We start from the raw sequence: 16,947 nt of genomic DNA on the forward strand, positions 1-16,947 counted from the left end.
GTCAGCGCGACGAGGCTCGGAACCGGGCGACGCCGTCCGCGCTGCTCACCCGCTCGAAACCGGCTTTCTCCAGCACCCGCGCCGACGACGGGTTCGACAGCTCCACCTCGGCGCGCACCGCGCGAACGCCCGCCGCGGTAAACGCGTGCGCAGTCAGCGCGACGGTGGCCTCGGTCGCGTAACCGCGACCCCGCCGCGAGGCGACGATGCCGTACCCGATCTCCAGCTCCCCGTCGGCGGGCGGCCAGAACAGCCCGATCGAGCCGACGACCAGCCCGCTCGAGCGCTCGACGACGAGCCGGTGCCCGAACGGCCCGAGCCAGTCCGGATGCGCCGCGAGCAGGCCCGCGATGACGCGATCGCCGTCGGCCGGGAAATCCGCCGCCCACTCGGCGTCACGGCGGTCGTCGAGCACTGCGGCCGCCGCACCGGCGGTCCACGACCGCAGGATCAGCCGGTCGGTGCGCAGATCGGGGGAATGGGAAACAGACACGTGACACTCCTGGTCATCGAAGAGACCGGTCCGCGTCTGCGGGAGATCAGTGGCGCGCGAACCGGCGAAGGGCATGCGAAATAGGGCTGAGCGCAGCCATATTCATCGACCTCCGAAGACCGGTTCGGCACGTGTCTCGTACCGCGGCGAAACCTAACGGACGCGCGCCGCCGAAGACAAGCGAATTCTCAGGGCTTCAGGGGTTGCGCCGCCGCGATCGCCTGGGCGAGCGTGGTGAATGCCGCGTGGTCGCCCGCGCCGGTGATCAGCACCCGCGACTGGCCGAGGTCGGTGATCCACGCGGTCTCCGAGCCCTGCTCGGCGTAGACGATCCACTTCCGGTCGCCGACCTGCTCGGTGCCGCTGGCGTACCGGGACCCGAGCACGAACCTGGCCAGCGCCTCCTCGGTGGCGTTGCTCTGGGTGAAGCGCATGTAGGTGCCCTGCGGCGTGATGTAGCCGACCGTGCTGACCGGCCCGCCGCCGTTGCCGCCGATGGATTCGCGGCTGCCGGAGTTCGGCGTCCAGTCCGCGGGCAGGTCGGGGTTGCGGATCGGGAACGGCAGCGAACGAGCGTCGGCGGTGAGCGCAGCGCGCGCGTCGAAATGCGGGATCTGACCCTGCGTCGGACCGTTCGCGGCGAAACTGCACTGGCTGGCCAGCCCGGCGAACACCAGCGCGATCAGGACCAACGGGATCAGCGACCAGAACAGATCCCGGTAGTCGTTCAAGATGCGCGGCTTTTGGTACGACACGCTCCCAGTATCCACTCGCGCGGCGACGCCGCCGCCCGCACCCCGGACACCACGAGCAGGGGTGTACGCCCGTGCCACATCGAATGAGACAATTGACCGGTACGTACCGACGCACAGGAGGCACCCCGCAATGACGGCAACTTCCCCCACACCTAGCCGCCGCGAGGCGCCCGACCGCAACCTCGCACTCGAGCTGGTCCGCGTGACCGAGGCAGGGGCGATGGCCGCGGGCCGGTGGGTCGGACGCGGCGACAAGGAAGGGGGCGACGGCGCCGCCGTCGACGCCATGCGGCAGCTGGTCAGCTCGGTGTCCATGCGCGGCATCGTCGTCATCGGCGAGGGCGAGAAGGACGAAGCGCCCATGCTGTACAACGGCGAGGCCGTCGGCGACGGCACCGGCCCGGAAGTCGACTTCGCGGTCGACCCGATCGACGGCACCACGCTGATGTCCAAGGGCGTGCCCGGCGCGATCTCGGTGCTCGCCGTCGCCGAGCGCGGCGCCATGTTCGACCCGTCCGCGGTGTTCTACATGCACAAGATCGCCGTCGGCCCCGACGCCGCCGACGTGATCGATATCTCCGCCCCGATCGCGGAGAACATCAGCCGGGTCGCCAAGGCCAAGAACTCCGCGAAGTCCGACCTGACCGTCTGCATCCTGGACCGCCCCCGGCACGCCGAGCTGATCCAGCAGGTGCGTGACGCGGGCGCGCGCATCCGCCTGATCTCCGACGGCGACGTCGCAGGCGCGATCGCCGCGGCCCGCCCCGACTCCGGCACCGACATCCTGGTCGGCATCGGCGGCACCCCCGAGGGCATCATCGCCGCCGCCGCGATGCGCTGTATGGGCGGTGAGCTCCAGGGCATGCTCGCGCCGAAGGACGACGAGGAACGTCAGAAGGCCATCGACGCGGGCCACGACCTCGACCGCGTCCTGACCACCGAAGACCTGGTCTCCGGTGAGAACGTCTTCTTCTGCGCCACCGGCGTGACCGACGGCGACCTGCTGCGCGGCGTGCGCTACTACGGCGGCGGCGCGTCCACCCAGTCGATCGTGATGCGCTCGAAGTCCGGCACGGTCCGCATGATCGACGCCTACCACCGCCTGACCAAGCTGCGCGAATACTCCTCGGTCGATTTCATCGGCGACGAACACGCGGTCCCGCCGCTGCCGTAATTTTTTTCCAGCGCCTGCGGCGCTGGGTGTTCGCGGCCCCCTCGTGGCTCACGTTTGCGCAACCACCGCTGGCGACTTCGTCGCGAACGCGGCGGCCGCGCAAACGCGAGCCGGGCCGCGAACGGCGGATGCTCGGTCTTGCTTCGCTCGGAACCGGGAGTGGGGGTCGGTGGTTCCGCAGGGGGGGCAAACCGCCGCACCCGATGTGCGCCGTTCATGGTGCCTCGGTCGCTTTCCACCCATGGCGATCGAATAGGCGGGATTGCCGCCGCACGTCGGCGGCCAGGGGGCATGACGCTCGCTGATTTCGATTCGGCCGGTACCTCGAGCCAAGGCTCAACGCTCGCGCAGGGCAGGCCGCGGCACCCAGGAAACCTCTTTCCACACCGCTCGATCACGGCCACGTGTCGCGCGGCCGTCGATCTGTTGTCTCGGTCGCGACGATTCATGCGGCAGCGCGGCACCGGGGACAGTGAGAGTGAGAGAGCGCGGAGGGAACCTGGGTCGAGGCGGGCGCGGCTTCGGCGCACCCGGGCGCGGGCAGTCGGAGAACGGTTCGTATTCCCGGGCGAAGGCCCGCCGAGGTGTGCGAATGACCTCAGGCGTGCCTGCCCCACGGGCCGCTGTCGCGGCATAGGGTCGGGATCATGAGCGAGCAGACGCAGTACCGCATCGAGCACGACACCATGGGCGAGGTCCGGGTTCCGGTGGACGCTTTGTGGCGGGCGCAGACCCAGCGCGCCGTGGAGAACTTCCCGATCAGCGGACGCGGCTTGGAGCGGGCGCAGATTCGCGCGCTCGGCCTGCTCAAGGCCGCGTGTGCGACGGTGAACCGCGACTTGGGGCTGCTCGATCCCGTGAAGGCCGACGCCATCATCGCCGCGGCGAACGAGATCGCGCGCGGCGAACACGACGATCAGTTCCCGATCGATGTCTTCCAGACCGGTTCCGGCACCAGCTCGAACATGAACGCCAACGAGGTGATCGCCTCGCTGGCCAAGGCCAACGGCGTCACCGTCCACCCGAACGACGACGTGAACATGTCCCAGTCGTCCAACGACACCTTCCCCACCGCAACGCATCTCGCGGCCACCGAAGCGGTCATCACCGATCTGGTCCCCGCGCTGGAGCATCTGCGGCTGGCGCTGCTGGACAAGTCGACGGAATGGCGCACCGTGGTGAAGTCCGGTCGCACCCACCTCATGGACGCCGTCCCGGTGACGCTCGGGCAGGAGTTCGGCGGCTACACCCGGCAGGTCGCCGCGGGCATCGACCGCATCATGGCGACGCTGCCGCGGCTCGGCGAGCTGCCCATCGGCGGCACGGCGGTCGGCACCGGGCTGAACGCGCCCGACGGCTTCGGCGCGAAGGTGGTCGCCGAACTGGTGCGGGCCACCGGCATCGACGCGCTGCGCGAGGCCGAGGACCACTTCGAGGCGCAGGCCGCGCGCGACGGCCTGGTGGAGGCGTCCGGCGCGCTGCGCACCATCGCGGTGAGCCTGACCAAGATCGCCAACGACATCCGCTGGATGGGCTCGGGCCCGCTCACCGGCCTGGCCGAGATCCAGCTGCCGGACCTGCAGCCGGGCAGCTCGATCATGCCCGGCAAGGTGAACCCGGTGCTGCCGGAGGCGGTGACCCAGGTCGGCGCGCAGGTGATCGGCAACGACGCCGCGGTGGCGTTCGCGGGCGCGAACGGCGCTTTCGAGCTGAACGTGTACATCCCCGTGATGGCGCGCAACCTGCTGGAGTCGATCCGTCTGCTGGCCAACGTCTCCCGGCTGTTCGCCGACAAGTGCGTGCGCGGCTTGGTCGCCAATGTCGAGCACTTGCGCACCCTCGCCGAGTCCTCCCCTTCCATCGTGACGCCGCTGAACTCGGCGATCGGCTACGAGGAGGCGGCGGCCGTCGCGAAGGAAGCGCTGAAGGAGAAGAAGACCATCCGCCAGACGGTCATCGACCGCGGCCTGCTCGACGAGAAGCTGACCGAGGACGAGCTCGACCGCCGCCTCGACGTGCTGGCCATGGCGAAGGTGAAGAAGCAGGACTGACCGGCGAAACGAACGCCACCCCGGTAGCCGAGGTGGCGTTCGATCGCTGTGCCGGGCCGCGGTTCAGTCGCGCAGGTGCGCGAGTTCCTCGCGCGCCGACTCCCCGTCCGGGCCGAAATCGGTGCGGCCGAAAATGTTCCACCGCTTCAGCAGCGGGGCGAACACCAGTTCGCCCTCCTTGGCCCGGTCGTAGATGCCCGCCTCGGCGAGCACCACGTCGCTGCTGCGGCCGTCCGGCAGCGTCACCGTCGGGACCTCGAAGCCGGCGACCCGGTCGGCGATGGCCCGCACGGTCTGGTCCGGCGCCAGATCCAGCGCGGCGGCCACCAGGTCGGCGAAGAACACCGACTGCAGTTCGTCGTCCAGCGCAATGCGCTCGGCGATGGCTGTGACCAGTGGGTTCTCCCCGAGCGCCGCGGTATTGCGATGCCGGACCGCGCTGGCGGCCTCCTCGAACGCGCAGTTGGCCAGTACATCGAGCAAGTGCATCGCAGGGCGGCGGAAGCCCTTGGTCATGTGCTCCATGCGCAGCCGCTCCAGCTCCACCGGATCGACGGACCTGGTCACCATGAGGTAGTTGCGGATGGTGATCTCGTGGCGGTTCTCCTCGGCCGTCCAGCGGCCGACCCAGCGCCACCACGCGCCGGTGCGCAGGTACTTGCCGATCTCGCGGTGATACGAGGGCAAGTTGTCGGCGATCAGCACCGAGACGGTCAACGCCAGTTTGGCGGTCTCGCTGAGTTCGGACTGCTCAGGCGCCCAGTCGGCGCCGCCGAGGAAGGCGAAGTTGCGCCCGTCGTCCCACGGCACGAAGTCGTGCGGCTGCCACCCGTCGGCGACATCCACGTGCTTACGCAGCAGCAGTTCTACGTCCACCGCGAGCGATTCGAGCAATTCGCGATCGGTCAGGAGAGTTTGCACCGAGATAACCTAGCGGCTTGGCCCGCGGAGCGGGGACGGATGGATGGGATTCACAGGCAACCGAGACCGCGCCGCGATCCCGGACGCCGAATATCTGGCTCCTATTTCGGCGTGACGGTGATAGTACCGTTCACCCACGTGATGGTGCCGCCGGAGAAGTCGCTCTGCTTGCCGCCGGGGATGTCCTTCTCGTCGCTGACCGGGTACCCCAGCTGCCCCTGCGCGCCGCCGTTGTCTTCCCACGCCTTGCGGATCTCGCCCCAGACGACGTGCGGTTCGCCGTCCTTGGCCTCGTAGATGGTGCCGCCGGCGAAGTCCTGGTACTCCCCGTCGTCGGGGCCCTGCTCCTCGGCCTGCAGCGGAAGGCCGAGCGTGCCCGTCGGTCCCCCGAGCTGTTCGTACTTCTTGTAGATGTCGCCGTCGACGCTGATCTCGCCACCGGGCGTGGCGATCTTGGTCCCCTCGGCGGCTGCCGCGCCGGAGGTCTTGGTCGCGCTCCCCTCGGTGTGCGTGGCGCTCCCCTCGGCGTGCGTGGTGGTCGCGGCGCCGGGGCTCATCATCGAGGTGACCATGCCGGTCATACTGGCCATACCGGTCTTGGCGCTGTCGCCTTTGTCGTCATTGTCGCCGCAGGCGGCCAAGACCAGTCCTGCCGCGGCGAGCACTGCGGTGAATCCAGCCGTTCGTCGAGCGAAGTGGTGCATGTCCATCCTCTCGCTGGGGGCTGCGGGCGCACCACGACTCCATGACGACGCCGCGCGCAGCCTCGGCCGATTGTCAGGCAATGACCCGGTGACCGACGAGCGGCCACCGGGTCATACTCAACTGCTATCGCGGCGGGTGATACCCACCGGACCTGCGGTGAAACCCGCCGCTGAACGGCGTCGCGAACTCAGGCGTTGGGGCCGTACTCCTCCAGCATCTCGGTGACCAGCGCCGCGATCGGCGAGCGCTCGCTACGGGTCAGCGTGATGTGCGCGAAGAGCGGATGACCTTTGAGTTTCTCGACCACCGCCGCGACCCCGTCGTGCCTGCCGACGCGCAGGTTGTCGCGCTGGGCTACGTCGTGGGTGAGCACCACCCGCGAGCCGGTTCCCAGCCTGCTGAGCACCGTGAGCAGCACGTTCCGCTCCAGCGACTGTGCTTCGTCCACGATGACGAAGGAGTCGTGCAGCGACCGCCCGCGAATGTGGGTCAGCGGCAACACCTCCAGCATGTCGCGGCTGAGCACCTCTTCCATCACCTCACGGCTGGCCAGCCCGTCGAGCGTGTCGAAGACCGCCTGCGCCCACGGGCCCATCTTCTCGCTCTCGGTGCCGGGCAGATAGCCCAGCTCCTGGCCGCCCACCGCGTAGAGCGGACGGAAGACCACCACCTTGCGTTGCGCGCGCCGTTCCAGCACCGCCTCCAGGCCCGCGGTCAACGCGAGCGCCGACTTGCCGGTACCGGCCCGGCCGCCGAGGGAGACGATGCCGACGCTCTCGTCCAGCAGCAGGTCGAGCGCGATGCGCTGCTCGGCGGAACGGCCGTGCAGACCGAACGCCTCGCGCTCGCGCACCAGCTGCACCCGCTTGTCCGGCGTCACGCGCCCCAGCGCGCTGGAGCTGACGCCGAGCAGCCGAACACCGGTGTGGCAGGGCAGCTCTCGCGCTTCGTCCAAGTCGATCACCGACTCGGCGTAGAGCTGATCGATGCGCGCGGTGCTGACATCGAGTTCCACCATGCCGGACCAGCCCGAGGTCACCACGTCCTGGGCGTGATACTCGTCGGCGTGCAAGCCCACCGCGCTGGCCTTGACCCGCAGCGGAATGTCCTTGGACACCAACACCACTTCGCGGCCCTCGGCCGCGAGGTTGAGCGCACAGGCCAGGATCCGGGAGTCGTTGGTGTCGGTGCGGAAGCCGACCGGAAGGACCGCGGGATCGGTGTGGTTCAGTTCCACCTGCAACGTTCCGCCCTCGGTGCCGATCGGCACCTGCTGATCCAGCCTGCCGTGCTGCAGGCGCAGATCGTCGAGGTTGCGCAGAGCTTCTCGCGCGAACCAGCCCAGCTCGTGATGGTGCCGTTTGGCTTCGAGTTCACTGATGACCACCAGGGGTAACACCACGTCGTGTTCGCCGAACCGCGTGAAGGACCAGGGATCCGACAGCAGGACGGACGTATCGATGACGAAGGTTTTGCCGAGTAATTGCGAGGGGCGGGCCCCCTTCGCGGCGGCTCCGCCTTTCGCGGAGCTGGAGTTCGCCGAGGGAGCGGAAACGGAGCGTGCAGCAGTCACGGTGGGCTCCTCTGTGTTCGTGCGGTACTCGCACGAACGATCTCGCTGGACCGGTCCGTCCTGATGGACCCGACGTTGCCGTCAGATGCCACGAGGGCCGGGCGCCGGCCCCCTCGTACTGAGTAGCTCAGTCACGGTCAGGACCTCCCGTACGAGCCACACCGCCGCGGCCCGCACACCCGACGCTACCTCCGATCACGGTGTCCGCGCTCAGGGACCGCGAGGCGTGTCCGTGAATTTGTGGTAAACCCGCACGTCACACGGGTTCACCGGAGCACGTCGAGCAATACCGGAACATGGCTGTGCGCCGGATCCTGTACGGCCGTGAGCAATGTGACCGGACCTTCGGCGGCCAGGGCGCGCAAATCCCGCAAATCTTGCTGAACCTCCGGCGCGGCGAGTTCGGCGCGGTATCGGTCGGCGAATTCCGGGCCGCGCGCGTCGCGATCGGCGTGGAACCAGCGCCGCAATTCGGTGGTCGGAGTGATCGCCTTGGGCCAGCGATCGACCCGCGCTTGCGCTTTGGTGATGCCCCTCGGCCAGAGCCGGTCGACCAGCACCCGGGTGCCGTCGTCGGGGTCGGGGTCGTCGTAGACGCGCTTGATCCGGAAGCCGGGTCCAGGTTGCGGTGTCATAGCAGTCATCGCAGCACGGCGTGCGGGCCGCGACGGACTTCGCCACGCGGTCGCTGTCGCCCGATTCGACGGATAGAGTCGCTGGTATGTCCGGTAACGAGGATTTGGAGAAGCTGTCGTCGAAGGAGCTGCACGACCGGGCGATGAAGCTCGCCGTGCGGCGTGGGGATGTGAAGTTCCTGTGGCGGCTGCTCACGTCGATCCCGGCCGCGGAGGCCGCCGCGGGCAACGTCGGCGAAAGCGAGGCGGACATCAAGTACGTGCTGCCCATGCTCGACGACTACGTCCACGCGGGTGACGGCGCGGTCGCCGAGGTGTTGCGCCCGGTGTATCTGGACTACCTGGCCCAGCACTGCTGAGGCCGGTCAGCGCCGGGCGAGCGCCGCGCGCCAGAGTCCGACAGCCGTGCCGCGCAGGAAGTTCTCCCAGCTGAAGTGGTCGTGCCACAAGATGATTCGGCCGTCACGCAGTTCGAAGGTGCCGGTCACCCAGAAGCCGGTGCGCACCGGGCCGAAGCGCAGATAGTCGGTGCGGTCGGTGAGCACGACGTCGCCGTCGGCGGCGATGTGGTGCAGGTCGACCCCGAAGCCGAGCCAGTCGCGACGCAGGCCGCGCAGCACGCCGCCGACCCGGCGGACGCCTTTCACATCGGGCAGCGAGGTGTTCTTCCAGACGATGTCCGGGTGCAGCAGGTCGATCGCCTCCTCGGCGGCGCCCATCTCCAGCGCGGCGAAGAACTCCCGCACGGTGGTGATCGAGTCCTGTTTCAGATCGGGTTCGTCGGTCATGGTCCGAGCGTAGGCCGCGCCGGTCACCCGCGGCGCGCGATGAGCACGGCCAGTCCGTCGAGAATCCGCTCGATGCCGAATCGCAGCGCGCCCTCGCCGCCCGCCACCGCGCCGCCTTCGGCGAACGCGGCGGCCGCGGCCGGATACCGGTCGGCCGCGGCGGCCACCATTTCGGCGAACTGACCCGCGATCTGCCTTTCGAACGCGTCGGCGTCGGCCACCCGCACCTGCGTGGCCAAACTGCGGGCGTGCCCGGTCAGCAGCACGATCGTGTCCAGCCGTTCGGCCGTGGTGAGCCCGGTTCCGGCGAGCGCGCCGAGTGCGGCCTCCATCCATGCCAGCTCGTTCGGGCCGACCGGCCGCAGACCCACCGACACCTCCAGTGACCACGGGTGGGCGCTGAAGCGCGCGTAGATCGTCTCGCACCACACGCGCAGCGGCTCGCGCCATCCGTCCTCCAGCGCCTCCGCGCTCAGTTCCGGCGGCAGGCCGAGTGCGGTGTCCAGCATCAGCGCGACGAGTTCCGCCTTGCCCGGCACATAGCGGTACAGCGACATCTTCGTGAAACCCAAGCGCTCGGCCAGCCGCTGCATGGACAGGTTCGCCAGCCCTTCCGCGTCGGCCAGCGCGATGGCCTCGGCGACTATCCGCTCCAGCGACAGCGCGGGTTTCGGCCCGCGTTTGGGCCGCGGACCGGTACCCCAGAGCAGTTCCAGTGTGGTCGGTGTCGGCATGCCCGAGATCCTTCCGGAGATCGCCTTGACGTGTAACTGTGTCTACCATACGCTAATCAGCGTCCATCGGATACAGTTTCCGTAGGACGCAGATTTTACGAGGAGAATCTCATGCGCAACACCACCGTTCTCATCTCCGGCGCGAGCATCGCCGGACCCGCGCTGGCCTACTGGCTGCACCGCTACGGCTTCGCGGTCACCGTCGTGGAGCGGGCCGCGGCGCTGCGCCCCGGCGGTCAGGCGATCGACTTCAAGGGCCGCACCCACCGCACGGTGCTGGAACGGATGGGCGTGCTGGCGGACATCGAGCAGCGCAGGACGGGCACCACCGACACCGTCTTCGTGGACGAGCGGGGCGACGAGCTGGCGCTGATGTCGGGTGAGTTCACCGGCGGCGATGTGGAGATCCTGCGCGGCGATCTGTCCGAGATCCTGTACCGGCGCACCGCCGACCGTTGCGACTACCTGTTCGGCGATTCGATCACCGCGCTCACCGAGACCTCGGCCGGCGTCCACGTCGAATTCGAGCACGCCCCCGCCCGCACCTTCGACCTCGTCTTCGGCGCCGACGGCATCCATTCCCGGGTCCGCAGACTCGCCTTCGGTCCCGAGCGCGACTTCGTGAAGCACCTCGGCTACTACTACGCCGTCGCGGGGGCCGGCCCGTGGAGCGGCACCTCCGCCGGGACGCGCGAGCGGGTGGTCGCGTACGGCCACAACGCGCCCGGCCGCCTCGCGATCAGCGGCGGCCCCAAGGCGCAGCAGATGTACATGTTCGCCTCCCCCGAACTGGATTACGCCCGCGACGACAGCGCGGCCCAGCGGCGCATCCTCGCCGAGACCTTCGCCGAGGTCGGTTGGGACGTGCCGCGAATGCTCGCCGAACTGCCCGAATTCGATGATTTCTACATGGATTCGATCGGCCGGGTCCGGATGCCCCACGGGTACACCAAGGGCCGTGTCGCGCTGGTCGGCGACTCCGGCTACGGGAACACCCTCGGCGGCTTCGGCACCGGGCTGGCCGTGGTCGGTGCGTACGTCATCGCGGGTGAGCTGGCCTTGGCCGACGGCGATCACACCGTCGCCTTCGCTCGCTACGACGAGCTCATGAAGCGATACGCGAAGATCGCGGGCAACAGCAATGCCGGTCGCTTCCTGGCCCCGAAGACCGCGCGCGGCATCAAGACGCGCAACTGGTTCCTCGGTTCCCGGATGTTCGCGCTGATGACGAAATACAGCGACAACGCCGCCAACGACATCGACTTGCAGGACTACCCCGCTCTGGTCGCGGCGGCGAATGCGCGCTGAGCGCTCGTCAGCAGCCTTGACAGCGATCGAGGTCGCCGCACCGGTCGCTGCGCGGCACAACATCCCAGGTGAGAGCCGTGCGCGGCCGGCGACGACCGGCGGGACGGGGCGACCGGAGGATTCGGCTGTGTTTCGATGGAACCGGAGCGAGACGGGGCGCGTCTATAAGGTCAGACGGCACTGACGGAAGGGGCGGCGATGGCGGACAGCCCGTTTCCCGGGTACATCGAAGCTGCGAAAACCGGGGCGTTGCGAGTGCGGATGGACCCGCAGGCGTTCGTGGAGATCGATCGAGCATGCGAGGAGTTGATCGGCCAACTCACCGGCGCTCGCGCGGACGCTCGCGATCTCGGTGAGCAGACACAATGGGGACTGGGCGAGAACAACCCACGCCTTTCCTCGGCGATGGAACTGGTCCAGCTGTTTCGGGAGAAGGCGTTCGGCGGCCCGAACAATGCCTACGACATGCTGAGCGACTACATCACCGTCGCCGAGGACATCCGAGCCATGTTCAAAGCGATCAGCGATACCTATCAGCGCACCGATGCCGAATTCGCGGCAAAGATGCGGGAACTCAACGTATGACCGGCAGCGCGTATACGAGTCGCCGGACGGAGGCCGGTTTCACCGCACTGGCGGCGGTGGCCGTATTGCTCACCGGATGCGGTGAAGAGACAGCGTCATCGCACACTGCGACAACCCAGACTCGCCCGGATTCCTCCGCCGCTGAGACAGGCTCCGCCGCCGGTGCGCAGTCGTTCGATCCCTGCACCGCTCTGACACCACAGTTCCTGGCCGAATACCAGTGGGACGCGCTGCCGCCCGCGCCGAAACAGACCAGCACCGGCAGCATCAGCTGGAAGGGCTGCCGGTATGTCGCCAGAGCCGGATACGGCCTCACGATCCAGACAACCAACGGCACACTCGAGCAGGTGAAGGCGAAGTTTCCTTCGGCAACGAGCACCACGGTCGGTAGCCGGAACGCTCTGCGGTACGAGGCCCGGCCCGACGTGCCCGGCGGCTGCACGGTCAACGTCGAGATGCGCGCTGGCTCGCTGTACATCCTCGTCGACGATCCCAGCGGCAAGCACCCACGCAAGCTGCCGCCGTGCGACACCGCCACCGATATCGCCACAGCAGTCGCACCGTTGCTGCCCGCGGGCAGCTGACCACCGGGGGAAGCGATCATGAGACAGACCGACGGCCGCGCGATCACCAACCCGGAGAACGCGCAGAGCTTTTCGCACGCTGAGATCAAGCAAGCCGCCGACGCGATGAATCCCGCCGCGCTCGACGGCGCGTTCGCCGCGTGGTCGGCCATCGCCGCGGCGGTGACGAACGCGGGCCAGCGATTCGAGGACGCGATCAAGAACGCGGTAGAACAGCATTGGGAGGGCGCGGCGGCCGACAGCGCGGTCCGCGGCGTGCGAGAGTACGCGGCGCGGGTGGGCGAACTCGGGGAAGCCATCGGCGCGCAGAGTCTGCCGCTGTCGGCGGCGGCCGACGCGGCGGCCAAGTTCAAGATGTCGGTGCCGGAGCTGCTGGACGCCTCGGGTGCGACGGCCGATCCGGCACAGCGCAACTCGCGGGAGGAACAGGCCCGCGACGAGATGAACACCCAGTACATCCAGCCGTACGGGGCCACCGCTCCGGGTATCCCGACGCTGCCACCCCCGGTCGCTCCGGCCGCAGCGGCGCCGACCGGTGTGCAGCCCGGCGTGGGTTCGGGAACCGGCACCAGTTCGGAAACCAATCCCGACCCGGGAACCGGCACGGGCGTGGAAAGCGGCACGAGCGTCGACTCGCAGGCCGTGGCCCTCACCCGCTCCCCGGACAACTCCGCCTCCGGCGAACCATCTTCCACTGCGGACACCGCCTCCCCCACCGGTTCCGCGGACGACGGCGAGCCGGACAGCGGAGTGCATCCAACCGCTGCGGACACGCCGGAAACTGTCCCGTCGCAAGCGGTTTCCTCGAACCAGGACACCGCGGCGACCACTCCGGCATCCATCACGAGGACGCAGACATCCACACCGTACGCGCCCATCGTCCCCTCCGCACCGCCGCCGCAGACGACACCCACCACCGTCACCCCGACCTCGTTCACCGGCAGACCGACCGGCACGCCGAGCAGGGCGGGCGGCGCCCCCGGCCCGGCCGGCATCCCGACCACCTCGGACAACGAAGCGCGCGCGGGCACGTCTCGGCCCGCCCAGCCCACCGTCCCCGCCGCGGCGAATGGGCAACCCACCGCGCCCGGGCGCCCGGGGGCAACGGGCGCCGCAGGTTATTCGGGCATGGTGCCGCCGGGACTGCGCGGCAGGCGCACGGACGACGACGAGCACGACTCGCCGAAGTACCTGCGCACCGAGGAACACGCGAAAGAACTGCTCGGCGAGGTGAAACCGACGGTGCCGCCCGTGCTCGGTGAGCAATGACCACCCAGTGGTCGCTGTCGGCCGAGCAGTTCGCCGCGGCCTGGTTCGGGACGGGCTTGGACCGCATGCCCTTTCCGTTCCGGTTCACCAGCCGCTTCCCCGGCCGCAACGAGTACCAGGCGTATCAGCGGCAGTTCAACGCCGAGCTGGGACGCGCCGAGCGGCTGCCACTGCGCGGCGCGATCACCACGCTGGCCGTTCCGGACTGGCGCATCGAGCTGTTCGGCTACGACAACACGCGCGGAGGCGTCGAACTTCGCGCGGTGGCCTGCGGTACCCGCAGCGGTTCCGGTGTGCTCGCCGCGCAGTCGCCCGCGCCGGACGGCGGACTAGTGCGTTTGCGGCGCTGCCGGATCGATCAGCTCGCCACCGAAGTGGTGCGTCTGCTGCCGGACGCCACGGCGGGAACGGTGGGTGAGAAGAGCTTCCTGCTCGATGATCTCAACGACGATCGCCCCGACGTCTTCGGCAACGCGCCCGCCAGCCAGGCGAAAGAGCGTTACCGGCGCTTCTGGCGGCAGTCGTGCGCCACCCGCGGCACCGCCACCGTGCTGCTCGGCCCGCGCAACGCCGAACCGCTGCGCACCGGCCGGCTCCGCTGGATCGACACGCCCGACGGCCGCTACTGCGAGGTCCCCGCGAACCGCGCCCTGATGATCCGCCCCGGCACCAGCGCCGATATCGCCCGGTACCTGGACGAATCGATTGTGCGAGCGAAGGCGCGGATGGATAGGTAGCTCCCGGATCGCCGTGCCCGTCGGCAAGGACTGTGGATCCAGGAAGCGGCCGCGACGGGCTTCGTGCATCCGGCCGCGCCGGACGCACGAAGCGAACCGGCGTCAGCCCAGCAGGCGCCAGTCCTCCAAGCCGTCGTACAGCGGAACGTCCTTGGCCAGCTTGCTCACCCGGGCGCGCAGCGCGTCCAGGTCGGCGCTACCGGCCAGCGCGCTCGCGATGATGTCGGCGACCTCGGCGAACTCGGTGTCGCCGAAGCCGCGGGTGGCCAGGGCGGCGGTGCCGATGCGCAGGCCGGAGGTGACCATCGGGGGACGCGGATCGAACGGAACGGCGTTGCGGTTCACCGTGATACCGATCTCGTGCAGCAGATCCTCGCCCTGCTGGCCGTCGAGCTCGGAGTTGCGCAGGTCGACCAGCACCAGATGCACATCGGTGCCGCCGGTGAGCACGCTGATGCCCTTGTCCTTGACGTCGGCGGCGGTGAGCCGCTCGGCCAGGATCTTCGCACCGGAGAGGGTGCGCTCCTGGCGATTGCGGAACTCCTCGCTCGCGGCGATCTTGAACGCGACGGCCTTGGCGGCGATGGCGTGCATCAGCGGCCCGCCCTGCTGGCCGGGGAACACCGAGCTGTTCAGCTTCTTGGCGTACTCCTGCTTGGCCAGGATCAGGCCGGAGCGCGGACCGCCGAGGGTCTTGTGCACGGTCGAGGACACGACGTCGGCGTAGGGCACCGGCGAGGGGTGCAGGCCGGCGGCGACCAGACCGGCGAAGTGGGCCATGTCCACCCACAGGTAGGCGCCGACCTCGTCGGCGATCGAGCGGAACGCCGCGAAGTCCTGGTGGCGCGGGTAGGCCGACCACCCCGCCACGATCACCTTCGGACGCGCCTGCAAGGCGATCTCGCGCACCTCGTCCATGTCGACGCGGTGGTCTTCCTTGCTCACTCCGTAGGAGTGCACCTCGTAGAGCTTGCCGGAGAAGTTCAGGCGCATGCCGTGGGTCAGGTGACCGCCGTGCGCGAGGTCGAGACCGAGCAGCTTGTCGCCCGGGTCCATCAGCGACATCAGCACCGCGGCGTTCGCCTGCGCGCCGGAATGCGGCTGGACATTGGCGAATTCGGCGCCGAACAACTCCTTGGCACGGTCGCGGGCCAAGGTCTCCACCACGTCGACGTGCTCGCAACCGCCGTAGTAGCGCCGCCCCGGGTAGCCCTCGGCGTACTTGTTGGTCAACACGCTGCCCTGCGCCTGCAGCACCGCGCGCGGCACGAAGTTCTCCGAGGCGATCATCTCGAGCGTGTCGCGTTCGCGGGCGAGCTCGCCTGCCATCGCGGCAGCGAGCTCCGGATCGAGCTCACCGAGAGACTGGGTATTGACAGAGGCGGTCGTCTGCGTCACGACCCTCAGTCTATGGGCCGCATGCCCGGCCCTCGAGCAGGGGGTTCACCCCTCCTGGTCAGCGGTGGCGCGCCGGGCGATCCGCAGTGACGCGCCGGCCCGTCAACTCGATGCGCCGTCTTCCGGCAGATAGGTCTCCAACAGCACCGCCAGATGCCGCTGCGCGTCCTCCAGCGGCTGCGTGGATTTCATGGCCCGCGCCTGGACGATGGCCCCTTCCATCGCGCTGAACACGAAACTGCTGAACGAGCGCGCTTCCTCGGCGTCCAAGCCCGCGGCGGTGAGCGCCGCCCCGAGCCGTTGGTGCCAATCCCCGAAGACCTCGCCCGCGGCCGCCTGCACCCGGGGTTCCGACTCGGCCAGCGCCGCCCCGACGACCGGGCACCCGGCGCGGTAGCCGGTCTTGCGCAACGCGCCGACCCACCAGCCGATGAGCGAATCGAACCACCGGCGCGGCGGCGCGGCGGTGACCTTGTCGATCACCTCGCCGATCCGCACGCCCGCCACGCGCGTCGCGGTCTCGACCAGCTCGCTCTTACCGGAGGGGAAGTGCTGATAGAGCGAGTTGCGCGAGGCGTTGCTCCGCTCCAGCAGCGTCGCGAGCCCCGCGGCGTGCACACCCTGTTCGCGCACCAGTTCGATGGCGGTTTCGATCAGCCTGGTGCGCGGCCCTGTGGTCATGCGGGTTCCTTGCTCGAGGGTTGCGTGAACCGATCGGTCCATGTTGCAATCATGACAGATGTGGACCGATCGGTTCATCGAAAGGATGGGACCCATGTCCGAAGCCACCATCGATCCGGCTCAGCTGTCCGGCCTCGAGCTCCTGCGCACCGCGATGAGCAGGACGGACCGCCCGCCGTTCATCGGCGACCTGCTCGGCATGGAGGTCGACGAACTCGAGCACGGCAAGGTGGTCTTCGCCCTGCGGACCAGGCCCGACTTCGCCAACCCGCTCGGCACCACGCACGGCGGCATCTGCGCCACCCTGCTCGACTCGGTGATGGGCTGCGCGGTGCACACCACGCTGGAGCCAGGCGTGGGATACACGACGCTGGAGCTGAAGATCAACTACATCCGCGCCGTGCCCACCGACGGGCAGCGCCTCACCGCCACCGGCACCACGATCCACGTCGGGCGCAGCACCGCGACCGCGGAGGGGCGGGTGGTCGACGAGCAGGGCCGCCTGGTCGCGCACGCCACCACCACCTGCGCCGTCTTCCGCCCGCATCGAACCTGA

General features: G+C 69.1%; 19 protein-coding genes. 9 read left to right on the plus strand and 10 right to left on the minus strand.

Features of this window, described 5'->3' with window-relative positions; genetic code table 11:
- Position 1: 1 nt before the first annotated feature.
- Together ACWDMM_RS26070 and ACWDMM_RS26075 are read right to left on the minus strand one after the other, a co-directional pair.
- On the minus strand, positions 2-493 hold the full coding sequence (locus ACWDMM_RS26070; protein WP_323124596.1) for a GNAT family N-acetyltransferase: 492 nt from the start codon (positions 491-493) through the stop codon (positions 2-4).
- 188 nt (positions 494-681) lie between these two features.
- Entirely contained in the window at positions 682-1,248 is a 567-nt protein-coding gene (locus ACWDMM_RS26075) for a DUF4245 domain-containing protein (RefSeq protein WP_195082555.1), read from the minus strand.
- Positions 1,249-1,378: 130 nt separating this feature from the next.
- Between ACWDMM_RS26075 and glpX the strand changes: the two genes are divergently transcribed.
- A complete protein-coding gene (gene glpX / locus ACWDMM_RS26080) occupies positions 1,379-2,422 on the plus strand; it encodes a class II fructose-bisphosphatase (protein WP_067809270.1) in 1,044 nt (347 codons plus the stop codon).
- Positions 2,423-3,069: 647 nt separating this feature from the next.
- On the plus strand, positions 3,070-4,473 hold the full coding sequence (locus ACWDMM_RS26085) for a class II fumarate hydratase (protein WP_357110811.1): 1,404 nt from the start codon (positions 3,070-3,072) through the stop codon (positions 4,471-4,473).
- Between the two features lie 63 nt (positions 4,474-4,536).
- Here the strand turns inward: ACWDMM_RS26085 and ACWDMM_RS26090 are convergent, their stop codons facing one another.
- The 4 genes from ACWDMM_RS26090 to ACWDMM_RS26105 all read right to left on the minus strand — a co-directional run bounded on the left by ACWDMM_RS26090 (position 4,537) and on the right by ACWDMM_RS26105 (position 8,307).
- Positions 4,537-5,394, minus strand: coding sequence for an acyl-ACP desaturase (locus tag ACWDMM_RS26090; RefSeq protein ID WP_195082553.1), 858 nt, complete (start codon positions 5,392-5,394; stop codon positions 4,537-4,539).
- Between the two features lie 101 nt (positions 5,395-5,495).
- Positions 5,496-6,098: an LGFP repeat-containing protein gene (locus ACWDMM_RS26095; RefSeq protein WP_195082552.1), complete on the minus strand. Its 603-nt coding sequence runs from the start codon at positions 6,096-6,098 to the stop codon at positions 5,496-5,498.
- Positions 6,099-6,286: 188 nt separating this feature from the next.
- A complete protein-coding gene (locus ACWDMM_RS26100; protein WP_195082551.1) occupies positions 6,287-7,672 on the minus strand; it encodes a PhoH family protein in 1,386 nt (461 codons plus the stop codon).
- Between the two features lie 266 nt (positions 7,673-7,938).
- Positions 7,939-8,307: a DUF488 domain-containing protein gene (locus ACWDMM_RS26105; RefSeq protein ID WP_195046819.1), complete on the minus strand. Its 369-nt coding sequence runs from the start codon at positions 8,305-8,307 to the stop codon at positions 7,939-7,941.
- An 86-nt stretch (positions 8,308-8,393) separates the two neighbouring features.
- Between ACWDMM_RS26105 and ACWDMM_RS26110 the strand changes: the two genes are divergently transcribed.
- Positions 8,394-8,666, plus strand: a complete 273-nt coding sequence (locus tag ACWDMM_RS26110) for a hypothetical protein (RefSeq protein ID WP_449939977.1) — start codon at positions 8,394-8,396, stop codon at positions 8,664-8,666.
- Between the two features lie 6 nt (positions 8,667-8,672).
- Here the strand turns inward: ACWDMM_RS26110 and ACWDMM_RS26115 are convergent, their stop codons facing one another.
- Entirely contained in the window at positions 8,673-9,095 is a 423-nt protein-coding gene (locus ACWDMM_RS26115; RefSeq protein ID WP_195082549.1) for a limonene-1,2-epoxide hydrolase family protein, read from the minus strand.
- 23 nt (positions 9,096-9,118) lie between these two features.
- Positions 9,119-9,829 (minus strand): TetR/AcrR family transcriptional regulator, encoded by a 711-nt coding sequence (locus ACWDMM_RS26120; RefSeq protein WP_357110819.1) that lies wholly within the window; start codon positions 9,827-9,829, stop codon positions 9,119-9,121.
- Between the two features lie 111 nt (positions 9,830-9,940).
- Between ACWDMM_RS26120 and ACWDMM_RS26125 the strand changes: the two genes are divergently transcribed.
- From ACWDMM_RS26125 to ACWDMM_RS26145, 5 genes are all read left to right on the plus strand, one after another.
- Entirely contained in the window at positions 9,941-11,137 is a 1,197-nt protein-coding gene (locus ACWDMM_RS26125; RefSeq protein ID WP_449939979.1) for an FAD-dependent monooxygenase, read from the plus strand.
- A gap of 198 nt (positions 11,138-11,335) precedes the next feature.
- Entirely contained in the window at positions 11,336-11,722 is a 387-nt protein-coding gene (locus ACWDMM_RS26130; RefSeq protein ID WP_357110823.1) for a hypothetical protein, read from the plus strand.
- A complete protein-coding gene (locus ACWDMM_RS26135) occupies positions 11,719-12,306 on the plus strand; it encodes a DUF3558 domain-containing protein (protein WP_449939980.1) in 588 nt (195 codons plus the stop codon). The genes ACWDMM_RS26130 and ACWDMM_RS26135 overlap by 4 nt, the downstream gene beginning before the upstream one ends.
- Positions 12,307-12,324: 18 nt before the next feature.
- Positions 12,325-13,575 (plus strand): hypothetical protein, encoded by a 1,251-nt coding sequence (locus ACWDMM_RS26140; RefSeq protein ID WP_195082544.1) that lies wholly within the window; start codon positions 12,325-12,327, stop codon positions 13,573-13,575.
- Positions 13,572-14,312, plus strand: a complete 741-nt coding sequence (locus tag ACWDMM_RS26145; protein WP_195082543.1) for an ESX secretion-associated protein EspG — start codon at positions 13,572-13,574, stop codon at positions 14,310-14,312. Before ACWDMM_RS26140 ends, ACWDMM_RS26145 begins: the two co-directional genes overlap by 4 nt.
- A 102-nt stretch (positions 14,313-14,414) precedes the next feature.
- On the opposite strand, the gene glyA is transcribed toward ACWDMM_RS26145, so the two are convergent.
- Positions 14,415-15,710: a serine hydroxymethyltransferase gene (gene glyA, locus ACWDMM_RS26150; RefSeq protein ID WP_195082542.1), complete on the minus strand. Its 1,296-nt coding sequence runs from the start codon at positions 15,708-15,710 to the stop codon at positions 14,415-14,417.
- 102 nt (positions 15,711-15,812) lie between these two features.
- Positions 15,813-16,391: a TetR/AcrR family transcriptional regulator gene (locus ACWDMM_RS26155; protein WP_195082541.1), complete on the minus strand. Its 579-nt coding sequence runs from the start codon at positions 16,389-16,391 to the stop codon at positions 15,813-15,815.
- Positions 16,392-16,485: 94 nt separating this feature from the next.
- On the opposite strand from ACWDMM_RS26155, the gene ACWDMM_RS26160 reads away from it, so the two are divergent.
- Positions 16,486-16,947, plus strand: coding sequence for a PaaI family thioesterase (locus ACWDMM_RS26160; protein WP_449939984.1), 462 nt, complete (start codon positions 16,486-16,488; stop codon positions 16,945-16,947).

The sequence above is a fragment of the Nocardia sp. NPDC003726 genome (genome assembly GCF_053586955.1).

Bases quoted from the DNA above. Each gene is read 5' to 3' on its own strand.
- glpX (WP_067809270.1), top strand. From the start codon at position 1,379: ATGACGGCAACTTCCCCCACACCTAGCCGCCGCGAGGCGCCCGACCGC.
- ACWDMM_RS26085 (WP_357110811.1), top strand. From the start codon at position 3,070: ATGAGCGAGCAGACGCAGTACCGCATCGAGCACGACACCATGGGCGAG.
- ACWDMM_RS26095 (WP_195082552.1), bottom strand. From the start codon at position 6,098: ATGCACCACTTCGCTCGACGAACGGCTGGATTCACCGCAGTGCTCGCC.
- ACWDMM_RS26105 (WP_195046819.1), bottom strand. From the start codon at position 8,307: ATGACACCGCAACCTGGACCCGGCTTCCGGATCAAGCGCGTCTACGAC.
- ACWDMM_RS26110 (WP_449939977.1), top strand. From the start codon at position 8,394: ATGTCCGGTAACGAGGATTTGGAGAAGCTGTCGTCGAAGGAGCTGCAC.
- ACWDMM_RS26115 (WP_195082549.1), bottom strand. From the start codon at position 9,095: ATGACCGACGAACCCGATCTGAAACAGGACTCGATCACCACCGTGCGG.
- ACWDMM_RS26120 (WP_357110819.1), bottom strand. From the start codon at position 9,829: ATGCCGACACCGACCACACTGGAACTGCTCTGGGGTACCGGTCCGCGG.
- ACWDMM_RS26125 (WP_449939979.1), top strand. From the start codon at position 9,941: ATGCGCAACACCACCGTTCTCATCTCCGGCGCGAGCATCGCCGGACCC.
- ACWDMM_RS26130 (WP_357110823.1), top strand. From the start codon at position 11,336: ATGGCGGACAGCCCGTTTCCCGGGTACATCGAAGCTGCGAAAACCGGG.
- ACWDMM_RS26135 (WP_449939980.1), top strand. From the start codon at position 11,719: ATGACCGGCAGCGCGTATACGAGTCGCCGGACGGAGGCCGGTTTCACC.
- ACWDMM_RS26140 (WP_195082544.1), top strand. From the start codon at position 12,325: ATGAGACAGACCGACGGCCGCGCGATCACCAACCCGGAGAACGCGCAG.
- ACWDMM_RS26145 (WP_195082543.1), top strand. From the start codon at position 13,572: ATGACCACCCAGTGGTCGCTGTCGGCCGAGCAGTTCGCCGCGGCCTGG.
- ACWDMM_RS26155 (WP_195082541.1), bottom strand. From the start codon at position 16,391: ATGACCACAGGGCCGCGCACCAGGCTGATCGAAACCGCCATCGAACTG.
- ACWDMM_RS26160 (WP_449939984.1), top strand. From the start codon at position 16,486: ATGTCCGAAGCCACCATCGATCCGGCTCAGCTGTCCGGCCTCGAGCTC.